The sequence below is a fragment of the Dactylosporangium aurantiacum genome, from assembly GCF_000716715.1.
Classification (GTDB): domain Bacteria; phylum Actinomycetota; class Actinomycetes; order Mycobacteriales; family Micromonosporaceae; genus Dactylosporangium; species Dactylosporangium aurantiacum.
The window spans coordinates 168,195-185,579 of record NZ_JNYJ01000043.1 but is presented as its reverse complement, the minus strand read 5'-3'; the positions used below and the strand labels follow the sequence as shown (position 1 = coordinate 185,579).

Below are 17,385 nucleotides of genomic sequence, written 5' to 3'. Positions count from 1 at the left end.
TAGTGAAATGCCCGGAACACTGCCAGAAGGCGAGCCGATCCCGCGCGACGGCGCGCTGCCCGACGGGGTCGCCGACGCGGCGGGGGAGGCCGGGTTCGGGGTCTACGTCCACGTCCCGTTCTGCGCCACCCGCTGCGGGTACTGCGACTTCAACACCTACACCGCCGACGAGGGCGTGCTCAGCGCCGGCTACGCCGAGCAGGTGCTCGACGAGCTGGCCCTGGCCGCGAAGGTGGTCGCGCCGCCCCGGGTCGACACGATCTTCTTCGGCGGCGGCACACCGACGCTGCTGCCGCCGTCGGAGCTGGGCCGCATCCTGGAGGGCATCGACCGCACCTGGGGGCTGGCCGGCGACGCGGAGGTGACCACGGAGGCCAACCCGGAGTCGGTCGACGCGGCCGGCCTGCGGCGGCTGCGCGGCGCCGGGTTCAACCGGATCTCCCTCGGCATGCAGTCCGTCGCGCCCGGGGTCCTGGCGGTGCTCGACCGGCGGCACACGCCCGGCCGGCCCGCGGCCGCCGTCGCCGAGGCGCACGCCGCCGGGTTCGAGCGGGTCAACCTCGACCTCATCTACGGCACCCCCGGCGAGCGCCCCGAGGACTTCGCCGCCTCGCTGCGCACCGTGATCGGCGCCGGGGTCGACCACGTGAGCGCGTACGCGCTGATCGTCGAGGACGGCACCCGGCTGGCGGCCCGGATGCGCCGCGGTGAGCTGCCCTTCCCCGACGACGACGTGGCCGCCGACCGCTACCTGGCCGCCGAGGAGGCCCTGACCGCCGCCGGCATGACGTGGTACGAGGTGTCGAACTGGTCCCGCGACTCGCCCTGCCGGCACAACGAGCTCTACTGGCGCGGCGGCGACTGGTGGGGGCTCGGGCCCGGCGCGCACAGCCACGTGCGGGGGGTGCGGTGGTGGAACGTGAAGCACCCGCACGCGTACGCGGCCCGGCTGGCCGGCGGCGCGTCGCCCGGCCACGCGCGGGAGGTACTGACGCCGCAGGAACGGCACATGGAGGACGTGCTGCTGCGCATCCGGCTCGCCGACGGGCTGCCGCTGGCGGTGCTCGACGAGGCCGGCCTGGCCGGGGCCCGGGACTGCCTCGCCGACGGGCAGCTGGACGCGGCGGCGTTCGCGGCGGGCCGGGCGGTGCTGACCCTGCGCGGCCGGCTGCTCGCCGACGGGGTCGCGCGCGCCCTGACCTGAGCACGGAAAAGGGGCGGCCGCGGGCCGCCCCTTCGCGCGTCGATGCCTACTTGATGAAGCGGTACGTCATCGGGTAGCGGTACAGCTCGCCGCCGTTGGCCTTCATGCCGGCGATGATCGCGAACACGATGATGATGATCCAGGGCACGATGAGGGTCACGCCGAACGTGCAGATCGACAGCAGGGCACCGACGAACAGGATGATCCCCCACGTGATGTGGAAGTTCAGCGCCTCGTTCGCGTGCGCCTTGACCGTGGGCGACTCGTTGCCCTTGACCAGCAGCGCGACCAGCGGGGCGATGAAGCCGAAGAAGATGCCACCGAAGTGGGCGATCAGGGCCCAGGTCTTCTCGTCGCTGTTGGCGTAACCGACCGGAGCGGCGCCGGGGTAGCCGCCCGGCTGCTGGTAGCCGTACTGGCCCGGCTGCTGGTAACCGCCGGGCTGCTGGTAGCCACCGGGCTGCTGGTAGCCGCCCGGCTGCTGGTAGGCGTTCGGGTCCTGGTAGCCCGCGCCGCTGGTGGGCGGCGGGTACCCGCCACCGGAGACCGGCGGCTGCTGGGAGTAGTCGGGTGCCGGCGGCGGATACTGTGCCCCGCCCGGCATCGAATACGAGGGAGGGGTGTTGGGGTCCTGCGGAACGCCATACTCCCCAGGGCGAGGTGGTTCACTCATGGGGGCCACGGTAGGGGTACCGATCAAGGATCGCCAGCGACGCGGCATGACTTCTTTTGGACAAAGTTCCCGCAGACCATCCCAATAGCGGCGGTTCGCACACATGACGATCATTCCGTGGGCGGCGGACGCGACGTAGACTGGCACTCGCAAAGTGGGAGTGCCAGTTCTTGGGGAGGTGCGTGTGGCGCTCGACGACCGGAAGCTCGAGGTGCTGCGTGCCATCGTCGAGGACTACGTCGCCACCCAGGAGCCCGTCGGCAGCAAGGCCCTCGTCGAGCGGCACAACCTGCGCGTCTCCCCGGCGACGGTCCGCAACGACATGGCCGTCCTCGAGGAGGAGGGCTACATCCGGCAGCCGCACACCAGCGCCGGCCGGGTGCCCACCGACGCCGGCTACCGGCTGTTCGTCGACAAGCTGTCGCGGGTCAAGCCGCTCAGCCCCGCCGAGCGGCGGGCGATCGAGCGGTTCCTGATCGGCGCGGTCGACCTCGACGACGTGGTGCACCGCACAGTGCGGCTGCTCGCGCAGCTGACCCGGCAGGTCGCCGTCGTGCAGTATCCGAGCCTGTCGCGGGCCAGCGTGCGGCACTTCGAGCTGGTGCCGATCTCCACCACCCGGCTGATGGTCGTCATGATCGCCGAGACCGGCCGGGTCGAGCAGCGCCTGGTCGACCTGCCCGGCCCGATCCTCGCCGACGACGTCACCGAGCTGCGCCGCAGGATCAACGAGAAACTGGTCGGCAAGCGCCTCGTCGACACCCCGCCCCTGGTCGAGGCGCTCGTCGAGGAGACCGCACCGAGCCTGCGACCGCCGATGACCGCCCTGTCGACGGTGCTGCTGGAGACCCTGGTCGAGCGCAGCGAGGAGCGGATCGCCCTGGCGGGCACCGCCAACCTCGCCCGCGGCGGCCTGCTGGACTTCCAGGGCTCCCTGCGACCGATCCTGGAGGCGCTCGAGGAGGAGGTCATCCTGCTCAAGCTCTTCGGCGAGGTCGAGCCGAGCATGACCAGGGTCCGCATCGGCGACGAGAACGAGATCGAGGACCTGCGCAGCGCGTCGATCGTGGCGACCGGCTACGGGCCGGGCTCCATCGTCGTCGGCGGCATGGGTGTGCTGGGGCCGACCCGGATGGACTACCCCGGCAACATCGCGACGGTGCGCGCCGTGGCACGCTACGTCGGCGATCTGCTGGGACAAAGTTGAACCTCATGGACGAGTCAGGGGCATAGGACTCAGTGGCGAAGGACTACTACGGGATTCTCGGTGTCAAGCGGGACTCCACGGCCGACGAGATCAAGCGCGCCTACCGGCGGTTGGCGCGCGAGTTCCACCCGGATGTCAATCCGGACCCCGTGGCACAGGAGAAGTTCAAGGAGATCAACGCGGCCTACGAGGTGCTGTCCGACCCGCGCAAGCGGGAGATGGTCGACCTCGGCGGCGACCCCCTCGCGCCCGGTGGCGGCGGTGGCGGGCCGCAGGGCGGCGCGTTCGTCGGGTTCCAGGACATCATGGACGCGTTCTTCGGCACGACCGCCAGCCGTGGGCCGCGCCCGCGGATCCGGCCGGGCGCCGACGCGATCCTGCGCCTCGACCTCGACCTGCACGAGACCGCGTTCGGCGTCGAGGCGCCGATCACCGTGGACACCGCGGTCGTCTGCTCCACCTGCAGTGGTGCCGGCACCGCGCCCAACACCCACCCGCAGACGTGTGAGATCTGCGGCGGCCGCGGCGAGGTCCAGTCGGTGCAGCGCACGTTCCTCGGCCAGGTCGTCTCGGCCCGGCCCTGCTCGGCCTGCCAGGGCTTCGGCACCGTCATCCCGCACCCGTGCGCGACCTGCGGCGGCGACGGCCGGGTCCGCACCCGCCGCACCCTGACCGTGAAGATCCCCTCCGGGGTCGAGGACGGCATGCGCATCCGCCTCGCCCAGCAGGGCGAGGTCGGCCCCGGCGGCGGCCCGCCCGGCGACCTGTATGTCGAGATCCACGAGCGCCCGCACGACGTGTACTCCCGCAAGGACGACGACCTGCACTGCCGGGTCACCGTCCCGATGACGGCGGCGGCGCTCGGCACCCGGCTCACGATCAAGACCCTGGACGGCGAGGAGACGGTCGACGTCAAGGCCGGCACCCAGCCGAACCAGACCCTGCGCATCCGCGGCAAGGGCGTGCCGCACCTGCGCGGCACCGGCCGCGGTGACCTGCACGTCCACCTCGACGTGCGGACCCCGACCCGGCTGGAGCCGGAGCAGGAGAAGCTGCTGCGCGAGTTCGCCCGCACCCGCGGCGAGGAGGTCGCGGAGCTGTCGAAGCAGGGCGGGTTCTTCTCCCGGGTGCGCGACGCGTTCAACGGCCACGCGTGAGCCTGCCGCTGTTCCTGGTCCCCGAGCTGCCGGCCGGGGACCGGTGGCGGCTCGACGGGCCCGAGGGGCACCACGCGGCCAACGTGCAGCGCCTCGGTGCCGGGGAGGCGCTGCTGCTGTCCGACGGCCGGGGTGGGCTGCTGCGCGCGACGGTCGCCGCGGCGCACAAGGGCGCCCTCGACCTCGACCTGCTCGACCGTGAGCGGGTCGCGCCGCACGACCCGCGGATCACCGTCGTGCAGGGCATCGCCAAGGGGGAGCGGGCGGAGCTGGCCGTCCAGCTGATGACCGAGCTGGGCGTGGACCGCATCGTGCCCTGGCAGGCGGCCCGCAGCATCGCCCGGTGGAAGGACGCGAAGCCGGTCGAGCGCTGGCGGGCCACGGTCCGCGAGGCGGTCAAGCAGTCCCGCCGGGCCTGGCTGCCCGAGGTCACCGACGCGCGGACCACGAAGCAGCTCGCCCTGACCGGCACGGTGCTCCTGCTGCACGAGGAGGCGTCGGCGCCGCTGTCGACGGTGCCCCTCGCCGGCGACATCACGCTGGTCGTCGGCCCCGAGGGCGGCATCGCGCCGGAGGAGCTGGCCGCGTTCCCGGACGCGGTGCCGGTCCGGCTGGGCCGCGAGATCCTGCGCACGTCGACGGCGGGCGCGGCCGCCCTGGCCGTCCTGTCGGTCCGCCTCGGCCGCTGGTGACCGGCGGCCGGGCGCTGGAGATCGCGCCCGTCAGCGGAAGTACGACGCGCCGTTGAGGTCGAGGACGGCGCCCGAGGACCATTCGGAGCCGGCGAGGAACAGCACCGCCTCGGCGACCTCCTCGGGGCGCGCCACCCGGTTGAACGGGCTCTGCGCGCGGATCGCGGCACCGTCGCCGGCGTCCATGATGGCGTTGCCCATGTCCGTGGCGACGAACCCGGGTGCGACCGCGGTCACCGCGATCCCGCGCGGGGCAAGGGCCAGGGCGAGGGACTGGGTCAGGGAGTTGAGGCCGGCCTTCGCCGCGCCGTACGCCGGGTAGCGGGGTTCGCCGCGGTACGCGCCGCGCGAGGAGACGTTGACGATCCTGCCGCCCTCGCCCAGGTGCCGGGCCGCGCACCAGCAGACGTTCGCGGGGCCGGTGAGGTTGGCCGCGAGGGTCCCCCGCCAGGCCGCCTGCCAGGCCGCGTAGTCCTGCTCCAGGATCGGGTGCTCGACCGCGACGGCGGCGTTGTTGACCACCACGTCGAGGCCGCCGAGGGACAGCGCGGCGCCGTCGACGAAGGCCCGCACCGCCGCCGGGTCGGTCAGGTCGCCGGAGACGATCACGTGCCCGTCGCCGGGCAGCGCGTCGCGGACCTTGCCGGCGAGGTCCGCCGAGTCGCGGTGGTGCACCGCCACCGTGTCGCCCGCCGCGGCGAACGCCCGCGCGACCGCCTCGCCGATACCGCGGGATGCCCCGGTCACCAACACCTTGCGTCCAGCCATGGCAGCACCCTACCGGCCGCCTACGATGCGACTGTGACTGATGACTGCCTGTTCTGCCGCATCGTCGCGGGTGAGATCCCGGCGACGGTCGTCCACGAGACCGACGACACCCTGGCCTTCCGTGACATCGACCCGAAGGCGCCGGTGCACGTGCTGGTGATTTCCAAGGCGCACCACCGCGACGTCGCGACGCTCGCCGTCGCCGATCCGGCGCTGGCCGGGACGGTGCTGGCCGCCTGCGCCGCGGTCGCCGAGCAGGAGGGGCTGACCGGGGACGGGTACCGGCTCATCTTCAACGTCGGCGCGCACGGCGGCCAGGAGGTCTTCCACGTCCACGGGCACGTGCTCGGCGGCCGGCCGCTCGGCCGGATGCTGTCGGTATGACGGCGCACGAGCGGTACGAGCGGCTCGCCCGGCAGGTCCAGGCCGACGCGCGGGTGCCGGCGCTGAGCGTGGCGATCCACCGCGCCGACCGGCCGCTGTGGACGTTCACCGTCGGCACCGACGTCGACGAGCGCAGCCAGCTGCGGATCGGCTCGGTCACGAAGACCTTCACCGCGGTGCTGGTGATGCAGTGCCGCGACGACGGGCTGCTGGAGCTCGACGACCCGATCTCGCGGCACCTGCCGGTGAAGGCGCACGGCGACCTGACCGTCGGGCGGATGCTGTCGCACCTGTCGGGGCTGCAGCGCGAGCCGTTCGGCGACGTCTGGGACACGATGCAGGCGCCGGACGTCGACACGCTGCTCGACCAGCTCGACCGGGCGGAGCGGGTGCTGCCGCCGGGGCAGCGGTTCCACTACTCGAACCTGGCGATCGCGCTGCTCGGCCACCTCGCCGGGGGGCTGCGCGGCGGCACCTGGGAGGAGGTGCTGCGGGAGCGGATCCTCGACCCGCTGGGCCTGGACGACACGGTCGTGACGCCGAGCCGCCCGGTCGTGGGGTACCAGGTGGACGCGTGGTCGGACTACGCGCACCCGGAGCCGCCGGACGACTTCGGTGCGGTCGGCCCGGCCGCGCAGCTGTGGAGCACCGCGGCCGACCTGGCGAAGTGGGCGGCGTTCCTGGCCGACCCGAAGGCCGTCGACCCCGCCGAGACGGTGCTGGCCGCGGCGACGGTCGAGGAGATGCGGGCGCCGCGGGCCGTCACCGAGGACGTGCTGTGGGCGCGCGGGCTGGGGCTCGGGCTGATCCTGCAGCCGCAGCAGGGCGCCGAGCGGATCGTGCACGTGGGGCACGACGGCGCGATGCCGGGGTTCCTGGCCGGCGCCTACGGGCGGGTCGGCGGGGCCGGCACGCCGGGCGCGTTCGGCGCGGCGGCGCTCGGCTCGTCCGGCACCGCCGGTGAGGTCATCGACCTGGCGCACCAGCTGCTCGCCGCGGCGGTGGAGGCCGACCCGGCCGACATCACGCCGTGGGTGCCCGCGCCGCCCCCGCCGCAGCGGTACCGCTCAGTGCTGGGTCGCTGGTGGGGTGAGGGCTTCGAGTACGTCTTCAGCTGGCACAACGGCACGCTGCAGGCGCGCGCCGCCGACCAGCCGGCGAACCGGCCACCGGCGGTGTTCGCCCCGGTCGACGGCCAGCCGGACGTGTTCCGCACCGTGTCCGGCCGGGAGACCGGGGAACTGCTGCGGCTGACCCGCGACGCGGACGGCACGGTCGAGCGGCTGCACTGGGCCACGTACCGCTTCACCAGGGGGCAGGAGACCTTCGACCGGTACCGCTTCTAGCGGGACCGGTGCCGCTGCTAGCGCGAGATGATCGTGAACACGGCGCCGTTGGGGTCCACGACGACCGCGATGCGGCCGTGCGGGGAGTCGAACGGCCCGTGCTGGACCTGGCCGCCCGCCGAACGGATCCGTTCGGCGGCGCGGTCGGTGTCCGCGGTGGCGAAGTACACCATCCAGTGCGGCGGGATGCCCTCCCACGCGTCGGTCATGGTGAGCCGCCCGGCGACGGGGTCGGCGTTGCCGAGGCTCCACGCGGTGTAGTCGAACTGCTCGTCGGCGTCGACCCTGGTCTGCCGGTATCCGAACAGGCCCTGGTAGAAGGCGTCGACGGCGTCGGGGTCGCGGGTGTTGACCTCGGCCCAGCACAGCGCGCCGTCCTCGTCGTACAGCTGCGCGCCGGTGTGCTGGCCGGGCTCCCAGGCGCCGAACGCGGCGCCGGACGGGTCGAGGGCGAACAGCATCCGGCCGTTGCCCGGGATGTCCATCGGCTCGACGATGATCTTGCCGCCGCCGGCGTCGACCCGCCGGGCGGTGTCCTCCAGGTCGTGCGACATCAGGTACAGGCTCCAGGCGGCCGGGGCCTGCTCGGCGCCCGGCATGGGCGGGCTCATCCCGGCCACGACCCGGCCGTCCTTCAGGCACATGACGTAGTGCCCGAAGTCGGCGCCGGTGTCCAGGAACGTCCAGCCGAACAGCGCCGAGTAGAACCGCTGGGCGGCGGCCAGATCGGGAGCCACGAGATCGGCCCAGCACGGCTCGCCGTCGACATATCCGCTGCGCTCGACCATCCCTGGGGGCCTCCTGCCGTTGGGTCGTGCTGACGTCTCACTGCCTCAGTACCACCGCCGCAGCGGGCGTGTCCGGACTTTCGGCGCGAACGGCATGTTCGGGCGACCCTGATCCGGGCGAGGCCGATGTTGCCTGCATAAGGTACAAATCGGGCATCGGCAAGAAATGGGAACGGCCTGAGGGCCGGTCAGCCGATACCATGAAGAGCCTGGAGACGATCCCAGACATGAAGCCAGCAGGAGCGAGCCCCGGAAGCAGGTGCTTGAGGCCCCACGTGGCCGACGTATGACCGAGACCCCAACCCCCGCACCGGCAGTGTCGTCGGAGCCGCCCGTGCGGGCCATCACCAAGATCACGGTCCCTGACCCGCACACGATGGTCAGGCTGCTCGGTGCGGGAGACGAGATCCTCAAGCTCGTCGAGCGGGCCGTCAGCAGCGACGTGCACGTGCGGGGCAACGAGATCACCATCACCGGCGCGGCCGCGGACAACGCCCTGGCCGAACGCATCTTCAGCGAGCTCATCGAGCTGGTGCGCAAGGGGGAGACCCTCACCCCGGACAATGTCCGGCGCACCGTCGGCATGCTCCAGCAGAACTCCGCCGAGCGCCCCGCCGAGGTGCTGACCCTCAACATCCTGTCCCGCCGCGGCCGCACCATCCGGCCGAAGACCCTGGGCCAGAAGCGTTACGTCGACTCGATCGACCAGCACACGATCGTGTTCGGCATCGGCCCGGCCGGCACCGGCAAGACCTACCTCGCCATGGCGAAGGCGGTCCAGGCGCTGCAGGCCAAGCAGGTCAACCGGATCATCCTGACCCGGCCGGCGGTCGAGGCCGGCGAGCGGCTGGGCTTCCTGCCCGGCACGCTCTACGACAAGATCGACCCGTACCTGCGCCCGCTCTACGACGCCCTGCACGACATGATCGACCCGGAGTCCATCCCCAAGCTGATGGCCGCCGGGACGATCGAGGTCGCGCCGCTGGCGTACATGCGCGGCCGGACGCTCAACGACGCCTTCATCATCCTGGACGAGGCGCAGAACACCACGCCCGAGCAGATGAAGATGTTCCTGACCCGGCTCGGCTTCGGCTCGCGCATCGTGGTCACCGGCGACGTGACGCAGATCGACCTCCCAGGGGGCACCCGCAGCGGCCTCCGGGTCGTCCGTGAGATCCTCGACGGGGTCGAAGACGTCCACTTCGCCCAGCTCGGCAGCGCCGACGTCGTGCGTCACCGGCTGGTGAGTGAGATCGTCGACGCCTACGCGAAGTGGGACGAGGCACAGGAAGCACAGCAGGCCCAGAAGCCGCCGGTGCGCGCCGTCCCCGACCGCGGACGCCGCAGGTAACCCCCTTCAACCAGGAGCAGTTGTTGTCCATCGAGATCGCCAACGAGTCCGGCGTCGACGTCAATTCCGACACCATTCTCGCGGTGGCCCGGCACGCCCTCGACGAGATGGGGGTCAACCCGCTCGCCGAGCTGTCGATCCTGCTCGTCGACGTCGAGTACATGACCGAGCTCAACCACCGCTGGATGGACGGCGACGGCCCGACCGACGTGCTGGCCTTCCCGATGGACGAGGGCAGCGTCGACCACGGCCCGGGCGAGGGCGGCGGCGAGCCCGCGCTGCTCGGCGACATCGTGCTGTGCCCGGAGGTGGCGGCGAAGCAGGCCGCGACCGCCGGGCACGCCACGATCGACGAGCTGGCGCTGCTCACCGTGCACGGCACCCTGCATCTGCTGGGCTACGACCACGCCGAGCCCGAGGAGGAGGCCGAGATGTTCGGCCTGCAGGCGCGGCTGCTGGAGAGCTGGCGCAAGTGAGTGACGTGACCTTGCTGACGACCGCCGCCGGGCTGGTCGTGCTGGCAGGGTTGTTCGCGATGTCCGACGCCGCGCTCAACGTGGTGTCGCCGGCCCGCGCCCACGAGCTGGCCCGTGAGGGCAAGCCGGGCGCCAACGCCCTGCAGGTCATCGCGGCCGACCCGGCCCGCTACATCAATCTGCTCCTGCTGCTGCGGCTGCTGTGCGAGCTGACCGCGACGACCCTGGTCGCCCTGGTCAGCGCGGCCGCCGTCGGCGGCGACCGGGACTGGCTGGCGGCGCTGATCACCGCCGGCTCGATGACGGTGGTCAGCTTCGTCGTCGTCGGCGTCGGCCCGCGCACCATCGGCCGCCAGCACGCCTACGCGGTGGCCCGGGTCGCCGCGCCGCCGGTGCGCTGGCTCGGCACGGTGCTCGGCCCGCTGGCCCGCCTGCTGATCCTCATCGGTAACGCGGTGACCCCCGGCAAGGGCTACCGCGAGGGCCCCTTCGCCACGACGATCGAGCTGCGCGAGCTGGTCGACCTCGCCGAGCAGCGCGGCGTCGTCGAGCACGGCGAGCGCGACATGATCCACTCGGTGTTCGCGCTCGGCACGACGATCGCCCGCGAGGTCATGGTCCCGCGCACCGAGATGGTCTGGATCGAGACGCACAAGACCGTCCGCCAGGCCCTCATGCTCGCCATGCGCAGCGGCTTCTCCCGCATCCCCGTCGTCGGGGAGAACGTCGACGACGTCCTCGGCGTCGCCTACCTCAAGGACCTGGTCCGGCGCACCGCCGGCGGCGACGCGGCCGCCGGTGACATGCCGGTCGCCCAGGTCATGCGGGAGGCCACGTTCGTGCCGGAGTCCAAACCGGTCGACGACCTGCTCCGCGAGATGCAGGCGGCCCGCACCCACATGGCCATCATCATCGACGAGTACGGCGGCACCGCCGGCCTCGTCACCATCGAGGACATCCTCGAGGAGATCGTCGGCGAGATCACCGACGAGTACGACGTCGCCGAGCGCCCCCCGATCGAGGAGCTGCCCGACGGCGCGTACCGCGTCACCAGCCGGCTGCCCGTGGAGGACCTCGGCGAGCTGTTCGACGTGGAGCTGCCCGCCGACGAGGTCGAGACCGTCGCCGGCCTGCTCGCGCAGGCGCTCGGCCGGGTGCCGATCCCCGGCGCCACGGCCGTCGTCGGCGGCCTGGTCCTGCTCGCCGAGGGCACCACCGGCCGCCGCAACCGTATCGACACCCTCCTCGTCCGGCGGGCCGAGCCCGAGGACGAGGAGCAGGCCAGCCACGACAGCGAAAGGCAGCACGCCGATGCCTGAGTCCCAGGTCCCCGCGCCCCTGTCGGCGGAGGACGCCAAGCTGGTGACCCTGGCCCGCGCCGCCCGGGCCCGCATCGGCGCCGTGGAGGGCGCCGCGGTCCGCGACGGCGACGGCCGCACCTACAACGCCGCGTCCATCGCCCTGCCGTCGCTGTCGCTGACGGCGCTGCAGCTGGCGGTCGCCAGCGCGGTCGCGTCGGGCGCCGGCAAGCTCGAGGCGGCCGCCGTGGTGACGGAGGCGTCGTCGCTGGACACCCTCGGCCGGGCCGCGGTCCGGGACGTGTCGCCGTCCGCCCCGATCCACCTGGCCGCCCCCGACGCCACCGTCTTCGCCACCGTCACGGACTGACGCCCGGTGCGCAGGGACCGGGTCGACGAGGTCGTCGACGAGTGGCGGGCCCAGCTGCCCGACACGGTCGGGCCCGCGATGGAGCTCGGCAAGCGGATCCACCGCCTCGCCGGCCGGCTCCAGGAGGTCGTGCGCGCCGAGACCGCCGCGGTCGGGTTGACGCCCGCGGAGTTCGACGTGCTGTCGGCGCTGCGCCGGGCCGGGCCGCCGTTCGCGCTGAAACCGTCCGACCTGGCCAGCGGCCTGCTGCTGACCTCCGGCGGGATCAGCAACGTGCTGCGGCGCCTGCAGCAGGACGGCGTCATCGAGCGGGAGGCCGACAGCGCCGACGCCCGGGTGGCGTGGGTAAGGCTGACGCCGCGCGGCGTCACGGTCGCCGAGCGGGTCGTGCGGGCGGTCACGAGGGCGCAGGCGCGGCTCTTCGCGCCGGTGCCGGAGGACCTGCAGCGCGCCGCGATCGGCGACCTGCGGCAGCTGCTGATCGAGCTCGGCGACGAGGCCGTCCAAGAGGGAGTCTGAACCGACCGTGCTGCAACGCTACGACCCGCGCAACGCCGACATCCGCTACTGGGTCGACGGGGTGCTGCGGCACCGGGACGAGCCGGGCATCTCGCCCTTCGACTCCGTGGTCCAGGGCGGCGACGCGGTGTGGGAGGGGCTGCGGGTCTACGACGGCGGCGTCTACGGCCTCGACGAGCACCTGGCCAGGCTGCGCCGCTCGGCGCGGGCCCTCGGCTTCGAGCGGGTGCCGGCCGACGCCGACATCGTCGCCGCGGTCCGGGCCACCCTGGAGGCCAACGACATGCGCGACGGCGTGCACGTCCGGCTCACCCTGACCCGCGGCGTCAAGGTCACCAGCGGCATGGACCCGCGGCTCAACCAGGCCGGCTGCACGCTGATCGTGCTCGCCGAGCACAAGCCGCCGGTGTACGACACGAGCGGCCTGCGCCTGGTCACCTCCAGCGTGCGCCGCCCCGGCCCGGACGTGCTCGACCCGAAGATCCACCACAACAACCTGATCAACTCGATCCTGGCGAAGCTGGAGGCGAACCTCGCCGGGGCCGACGACGCGATGATGCTCGACGGCCGCGGGTTCGTCGCCGAGACCAACGCGACGCACCTGTTCGCCGTCGCCGGCGGCGGCCTCGTCACGCCGCGCGCGGTCGCCTGCCCGGAGGGCATCACCCGCGACACGGTGCTGCGGCTCGCGCCGGTCGAGGGCCTGCCGGTCGAGGTCCGCGACGTGTCGCAGGTCGAGATGTACACCGCCGACGAGGTCTTCTGCACCGGCACCATGGGCGAGATCGCCGGCGTCGTCGAGATCGACGGCCGGCCGATCGGCGGCGGCACCGTCGGCCCGGTCACCGCCCGGCTCGCGCGGGTCTACCAGCGGCACGCCCGCGAGCACGCTCAGAGGCTGTGGGCCGACAGCTCCGTGTAGAGGGGTGTCGCCGCCTCGACCAGCCAGCGCAGGCGCGGTGGCACGTCGGCGGGGCGCGGGTCGTACGCGGCGAAGCCCGTCGAGGCCTCGACGGCGGCGTACCAGTGCGGCGCCCACACCCCGTCGGTGTCGCGCCGCCCGGCGGGCCAGGCCAGCATCCCCGGGTCCCAGCCGATGCCGAGCGCACCGCACAGCCGCTCCAGGGTGCCCGCCGGGTCACGCAGGACGTCGGCGGCGTCGACGACCGGCCCGCCGTACGCGCGGAAGATCTCCACCTGCTGCGGGTAGCCGAGGTCGGCGAGGGTCGGCTCGCCGCGGACCTTCGCGTACGAGGCGACCACGTACGCCGGGTCCCGGATCAGGAACGCGTTGCGCACCGCGCCGAGCCACTCCCGGCCGACCTGCGGCAGCAGGTGGTGCGTCATGTGCTTCTGGTAGAACACCGCCGCCGGCACCGGCGCGAGCAGCGCCTCCGTCGCCTCCTGCCAGCGCACCGGCTGCGAGGCGAGGATCTCCTCCCGCCCCGGGTGCTCCAGGCCCGTCGCGGCCAGATAGTGCGCGTACAGCGGCTCGTCGACGACGACCGTGTCGGCCCGCGCGCCGAAGCTGCGCATCATCGCGGTGGAGATGTTGCGGGGGCCGGACCACATCGCCACTCGTACCGTCATGGGCAACGAGGGTAACCGACGTGGCATTCAGGCAGTTTTACTCCTGTATGTGCCGGAATCCTGGTGCGCGTCGATGCGATCCACCTGGCCTTGCGGCGCCTACTGTCGGATGCGGAGCCCTGCAGTGCGCCCGCCCCGCCACCAGGCCTACTGAAACACCGACGGGTAGCCGAACCACAGCACTGCGCGGGAAGGAAGGGGCCGGTCGATGGACCTGCTGATCGACGTGCGAGTGGCGCGACGAGACTCCACGGCGTCCGCCGGGACGGCCGAGGCCGGCGCCGCGGACCGCACCGTGCGCCTGCGGGCCGACCACACCGGCACCGTCCCCGACCTCATCGCCGCCCTCCTCGGCGGCCTCGACCCCGCCGACCGGCCCCAGCAGGCCACCTGGGCGTGGAACCTGCGCACCGGCCGGCGGCTCGACCCGGCCCGCCCGCTCGGCGCGCAGGGGCTGCGCTGCGGCGACACGATCGTGCTCGGCCCGCCCGAACAGGCGCCCGACACCCCGGTCGCGCCGCCCGGGCACCGCTTCGAGCTGCTCGTCGTCGCCGGCCCCGACGCCGGGCGGTGGCTGCCGCTGCCGGCGGGCGAGTTCGTCATCGGCACCGACCCGGCCTGCGACCTGCGCCTCGCCGACCCGTCCGCCGGCCGCCGCCACCTGCACCTGGGCATCGGCAGCCACGAGGTCGCCGCCACCGACCTGCGCTCACCGGCCGGCACCACCATCGACGGCGAACCGCTGCACGGCACCGTGACCCTCACCGGCGGGCAGCTGCTGCGCCTCGGCGCCACCCTCGTCACCGTCGAGGAGGTCCCGGCGGAGCCGGGCCCGCCACCCGGCCCGCCGCCCGCGGTGTGGCTGCCGGCGGTGCCGCAGCCGGCGAAGAAGCGGCGGCTGCAGTTCCGCCGGTCGGTGGTCGACCCCGTCGCCGAGTTCGCCGCCGCCGTCGAACGCGCCGAGGCCGACGCCGCGATCAAGCACCGGGCGGTCCTGCGCACCCGCCGGTCCGCCACGCCGAGCGTCGCGCACCTCGCCCGGGCCGCCGAACGGTACGCGGCGAACATCGACGCCGAGCCGCGCACCGGCCGTACCGTCGCCGCCGCCGAAACCACCCAGGGCACCGACGCCGACCGGTCCGACCGGCCCGACCGGGCCGAGCAGCGGGGGCCCGGCGCCGGCAGCGGCCTGTGGATCCGCCGCCCCGACGACCGGGACTTCCTCACCCTGCGGCTGCGGACCGCGGACCTGCCGGGCCGGCTGCGCTTCGAGCAGCCGCCCGCCGGCCCCGGCGCCGACCCCGCGCACGTCGAACGCACCGACGCGCTGCGCGAGCGGCACGCCGTCGACCGGGACGTGCCCGTCGAGGCGGACCTGCGGGTCCTCGGCGCCCTCGGGGTCGCCGGGCCCACCGAGGTCACCGACGGGGTCCTGCGCTCCTGGCTGGTGCAGCTCGCGACCCTCGCCAACCCCACCGACCTCGCCGTCGTCGTGCTCAGCGACGCGCCCCAGTGGACGTGGACCGGCTGGCTGCCGCACACCCGGACACTGACCGCGGCCATCGCCCCCGGCGCGCGCACCGTCGCCGCCGCCGAGGAGGACCGCGGGCAGGTCCTCGCCCTCGTCGAGGCGCTGCAACGGCAGCGCCGCCGCGGCCGGCACGCCATCGCGGAGTCGTTCGTGCCGCACGTCGTCGTCGTGCTGCCCGACCCGTCCCTGGTGCCGCCCGCGGCGCTCGCCCGGCTCGTCGAGGAAGGACCCCGCTGCGGCATCAGCCTGCTGGTCGGCGCCCGGACCCCCGGTGAGCTGCCCGCCGGCGTGCCGGTGCAGGACGGCGAGCCGCTCGCCGCCGACGTCGCGTCCCGGGTCGCGCACGCGCTCGCCGCCACCCCGGACGCCGCCGGCGGCGCCGCGCCGCGGGTCGCCCCCCTCGCCGAGGTGCTGAACCTCACCGACCTGAGCCCCAGCGCGATCGTGAAACGCTGGGTGCCCGCGACCCGCGACCGGGGCCTCGCCGCGCCCATCGGCCTCGGCGGCATGGCCCCCGGCGGGGTCGGGCCCGTCACCGTCGACCTGCGCCGCGACGGGCCGCACGGGCTCATCGCCGGGGTCGGCGGCTCCGGCCGGTCGTGGCTGCTGCGGTCGTACCTGGCCGCGCTGGCCGCGACGTACCCGGCGAACCGCCTCACGTTCGTCCTGGTGGACTTCGGGGCGCCGGCGGCGGGCACGTTCGCCGAGTGCGCCGCGCTGCCGCACACCCTCGGGGTGTTCAGCGACACCGACCCGCACCAGGTCCGGCGATTCCTCGTCTCGCTCAACGCCGAGGTGCGCCGCCGCGAGGCCGTCCTGCGCCGGCACTCGGTGAAGGACATCGTGGAGATGGAGCGCAAGTTCCCGGCGGCGGCGCCGGCGAACCTGCTCATCGTCGTCGCCGAGTTCGTCGACGCCCCCGCGGACTTCGTACCGGGCCTGCGTGAGCTGGCCCGCCGCGGCCGGCACGCCGGCGTGCACCTGCTGCTCGCCACCGCCAAACCGCACGGCGCCGTCGACGACGACCTGCGCGCCGAGACCGACCTGCGCATCGCCCTGCGGGTCGAGGAGGAGGCCGACAGCCTCGAGGTCCTCGAACGGCCCGACGCGGCGCACCTGTCGCCGCTGCTGGCCGGCCGGGCGTTCGTGCGGACCGTCGACGGCGGCTTCCAGGCCGTCCAGGTCGCCTACGGCGGGTTCCGGTCCCCGGCCGGCCGCCGGGCCACCCCGACCACCGTCACCGAGGTCCGCTTCGAGTCCGGGCTCGTCGACCGGGAGGCGCTCGACGCCCCCGTCGGCGGCGACGACTCCGCCCCCACCGACCTGCAGCGCCTCGTCGAGGCGGTCACCGCCGCGCACCGCGAGGCCCGCGTCCCCGACCAGCCCCGGCCGTGGCAGCCGCCGCTCACCGCGACGTACCAGCTGCAGGAGCTGACCCAGCCGGAGACGGCCGCGTTCGCCGCCGCCATCGGCATGGTCGACCTGCCCAACTCGCAGGCCCGCCAGGTCTGGCAGCTCGACCTCGACGAGCTCGGCCACCTGCTGGTCTTCGGCCCGACCGGCGCCGGCAAGAGCACCCTGCTCGACACGGTCGCCGCGTCGTTCGGCGCCCGCTTCGACGGCACCCGGCTGCGCGTGTACCGCGTCGACGGCACCGCCGTGGAGGCCGCCGAGGCGCTGCTCGCCACCATCGAGAAGATCGTCGTGGAGCGCGCCGCCCTCGCCGAGCACGACGGCGCCCGCGTCCTCGTCCTCGTCGACGGCCACGACCCGCGCCTCAACGAACCGCTGATCCGCCTGGCCGGCGGCGGCAAGGCCGTCGGCGTCCACGTGGTGCTCGCCACCGAGCAGCGCAGCGCCGTGCCGACCGCCCTGTCCCGGCTCATGCCGGGCCGGATCGTGCTGCGCAACGCCGGCCGGGGCCTCGTCGAGGGCACGATCGAGCTGCAGGTCGCCCTCAGCGCGCCGGTGCACACAACTCCTGCACAACGCCCCCGCCAGTTGCAGCTCGAGGTCTGAGTACGCTGAACC

At 73.8% G+C, this 17,385-nt stretch carries 17 protein-coding genes; 13 read left to right on the top strand and 4 right to left on the bottom strand.

The genetic code is table 11. The annotated features are described in order from the left end of the window. Positions 1–7 precede the first annotated feature (7 nt). Positions 8–1,204: a radical SAM family heme chaperone HemW gene (gene hemW, locus OP18_RS38530; protein WP_033364083.1), complete on the top strand. Its 1,197-nt coding sequence runs from the start codon at positions 8–10 to the stop codon at positions 1,202–1,204. A 46-nt stretch (positions 1,205–1,250) separates the two neighbouring features. Here hemW and OP18_RS38525 read toward each other — a convergent pair whose 3' ends face one another. Further along, entirely contained in the window at positions 1,251–1,808 is a 558-nt protein-coding gene (locus tag OP18_RS38525; protein WP_052387959.1) for a DUF4870 domain-containing protein, read from the bottom strand. 253 nt (positions 1,809–2,061) lie between these two features. Here OP18_RS38525 and hrcA point away from each other — a divergent pair, with 253 nt between their 5' ends. From hrcA to OP18_RS38510, 3 genes are read left to right on the top strand one after another with little or no spacing between them, the layout of a single operon-like run. After that, positions 2,062–3,084, top strand: coding sequence for a heat-inducible transcriptional repressor HrcA (gene hrcA, locus OP18_RS38520; protein ID WP_033364081.1), 1,023 nt, complete (start codon positions 2,062–2,064; stop codon positions 3,082–3,084). A 32-nt stretch (positions 3,085–3,116) separates the two neighbouring features. Then, positions 3,117–4,241, top strand: a complete 1,125-nt coding sequence (dnaJ, locus tag OP18_RS38515; protein WP_033364080.1) for a molecular chaperone DnaJ — start codon at positions 3,117–3,119, stop codon at positions 4,239–4,241. Beyond that, positions 4,238–4,933 carry a 16S rRNA (uracil(1498)-N(3))-methyltransferase gene (locus tag OP18_RS38510; RefSeq protein ID WP_033364079.1) on the top strand — a complete coding sequence of 232 codons (696 nt, stop codon included), beginning with the start codon at positions 4,238–4,240 and terminating at the stop codon, positions 4,931–4,933. The genes dnaJ and OP18_RS38510 overlap by 4 nt, the downstream gene beginning before the upstream one ends. Positions 4,934–4,963: 30 nt before the next feature. On the opposite strand, the gene OP18_RS38505 is transcribed toward OP18_RS38510, so the two are convergent. Continuing rightward, positions 4,964–5,701, bottom strand: coding sequence for an SDR family NAD(P)-dependent oxidoreductase (locus OP18_RS38505; protein ID WP_033364078.1), 738 nt, complete (start codon positions 5,699–5,701; stop codon positions 4,964–4,966). Between the two features lie 33 nt (positions 5,702–5,734). Between OP18_RS38505 and OP18_RS38500 the strand changes: the two genes are divergently transcribed. Continuing rightward, positions 5,735–6,085, top strand: a complete 351-nt coding sequence (locus OP18_RS38500) for a histidine triad nucleotide-binding protein (RefSeq protein WP_033364077.1) — start codon at positions 5,735–5,737, stop codon at positions 6,083–6,085. Next, positions 6,082–7,431: a serine hydrolase domain-containing protein gene (locus tag OP18_RS38495; protein WP_033364076.1), complete on the top strand. Its 1,350-nt coding sequence runs from the start codon at positions 6,082–6,084 to the stop codon at positions 7,429–7,431. Before OP18_RS38500 ends, OP18_RS38495 begins: the two co-directional genes overlap by 4 nt. A gap of 17 nt (positions 7,432–7,448) precedes the next feature. Here OP18_RS38495 and OP18_RS38490 read toward each other — a convergent pair whose 3' ends face one another. Beyond that, positions 7,449–8,219, bottom strand: coding sequence for a VOC family protein (locus tag OP18_RS38490; protein ID WP_033364075.1), 771 nt, complete (start codon positions 8,217–8,219; stop codon positions 7,449–7,451). 286 nt (positions 8,220–8,505) lie between these two features. Between OP18_RS38490 and OP18_RS38485 the strand changes: the two genes are divergently transcribed. The 6 genes from OP18_RS38485 to OP18_RS38460 are packed head-to-tail and all read left to right on the top strand — an operon-like array spanning position 8,506 to position 13,155. Then, positions 8,506–9,570 carry a PhoH family protein gene (locus tag OP18_RS38485; protein ID WP_033364074.1) on the top strand — a complete coding sequence of 355 codons (1,065 nt, stop codon included), beginning with the start codon at positions 8,506–8,508 and terminating at the stop codon, positions 9,568–9,570. Between the two features lie 23 nt (positions 9,571–9,593). After that, on the top strand, positions 9,594–10,046 hold the full coding sequence (ybeY, locus tag OP18_RS38480; RefSeq protein ID WP_033364073.1) for an rRNA maturation RNase YbeY: 453 nt from the start codon (positions 9,594–9,596) through the stop codon (positions 10,044–10,046). Next, the gene (locus OP18_RS38475) at positions 10,034–11,365 is read left to right on the top strand and encodes a hemolysin family protein (RefSeq protein ID WP_033364166.1); all 1,332 of its coding nucleotides are present in this window, start codon (positions 10,034–10,036) and stop codon (positions 11,363–11,365) included. The genes ybeY and OP18_RS38475 overlap by 13 nt, the downstream gene beginning before the upstream one ends. Then, positions 11,358–11,714: a hypothetical protein gene (locus OP18_RS38470; RefSeq protein ID WP_033364072.1), complete on the top strand. Its 357-nt coding sequence runs from the start codon at positions 11,358–11,360 to the stop codon at positions 11,712–11,714. Before OP18_RS38475 ends, OP18_RS38470 begins: the two co-directional genes overlap by 8 nt. A gap of 6 nt (positions 11,715–11,720) precedes the next feature. Next, entirely contained in the window at positions 11,721–12,233 is a 513-nt protein-coding gene (locus OP18_RS38465) for a MarR family winged helix-turn-helix transcriptional regulator (protein WP_033364071.1), read from the top strand. A 7-nt stretch (positions 12,234–12,240) separates the two neighbouring features. Then, on the top strand, positions 12,241–13,155 hold the full coding sequence (locus OP18_RS38460; protein ID WP_033364070.1) for an aminotransferase class IV: 915 nt from the start codon (positions 12,241–12,243) through the stop codon (positions 13,153–13,155). On the opposite strand, the gene OP18_RS38455 is transcribed toward OP18_RS38460, so the two are convergent. Beyond that, positions 13,125–13,823: a sulfotransferase-like domain-containing protein gene (locus tag OP18_RS38455; RefSeq protein ID WP_033364069.1), complete on the bottom strand. Its 699-nt coding sequence runs from the start codon at positions 13,821–13,823 to the stop codon at positions 13,125–13,127. The genes OP18_RS38460 and OP18_RS38455 overlap by 31 nt on opposite strands. Positions 13,824–14,031: 208 nt before the next feature. Between OP18_RS38455 and OP18_RS38450 the strand changes: the two genes are divergently transcribed. Further along, positions 14,032–17,373 carry a type VII secretion EssC family protein gene (locus OP18_RS38450; protein ID WP_033364068.1) on the top strand — a complete coding sequence of 1,114 codons (3,342 nt, stop codon included), beginning with the start codon at positions 14,032–14,034 and terminating at the stop codon, positions 17,371–17,373. The last annotated feature ends 12 nt before the right edge of the window (positions 17,374–17,385 follow it).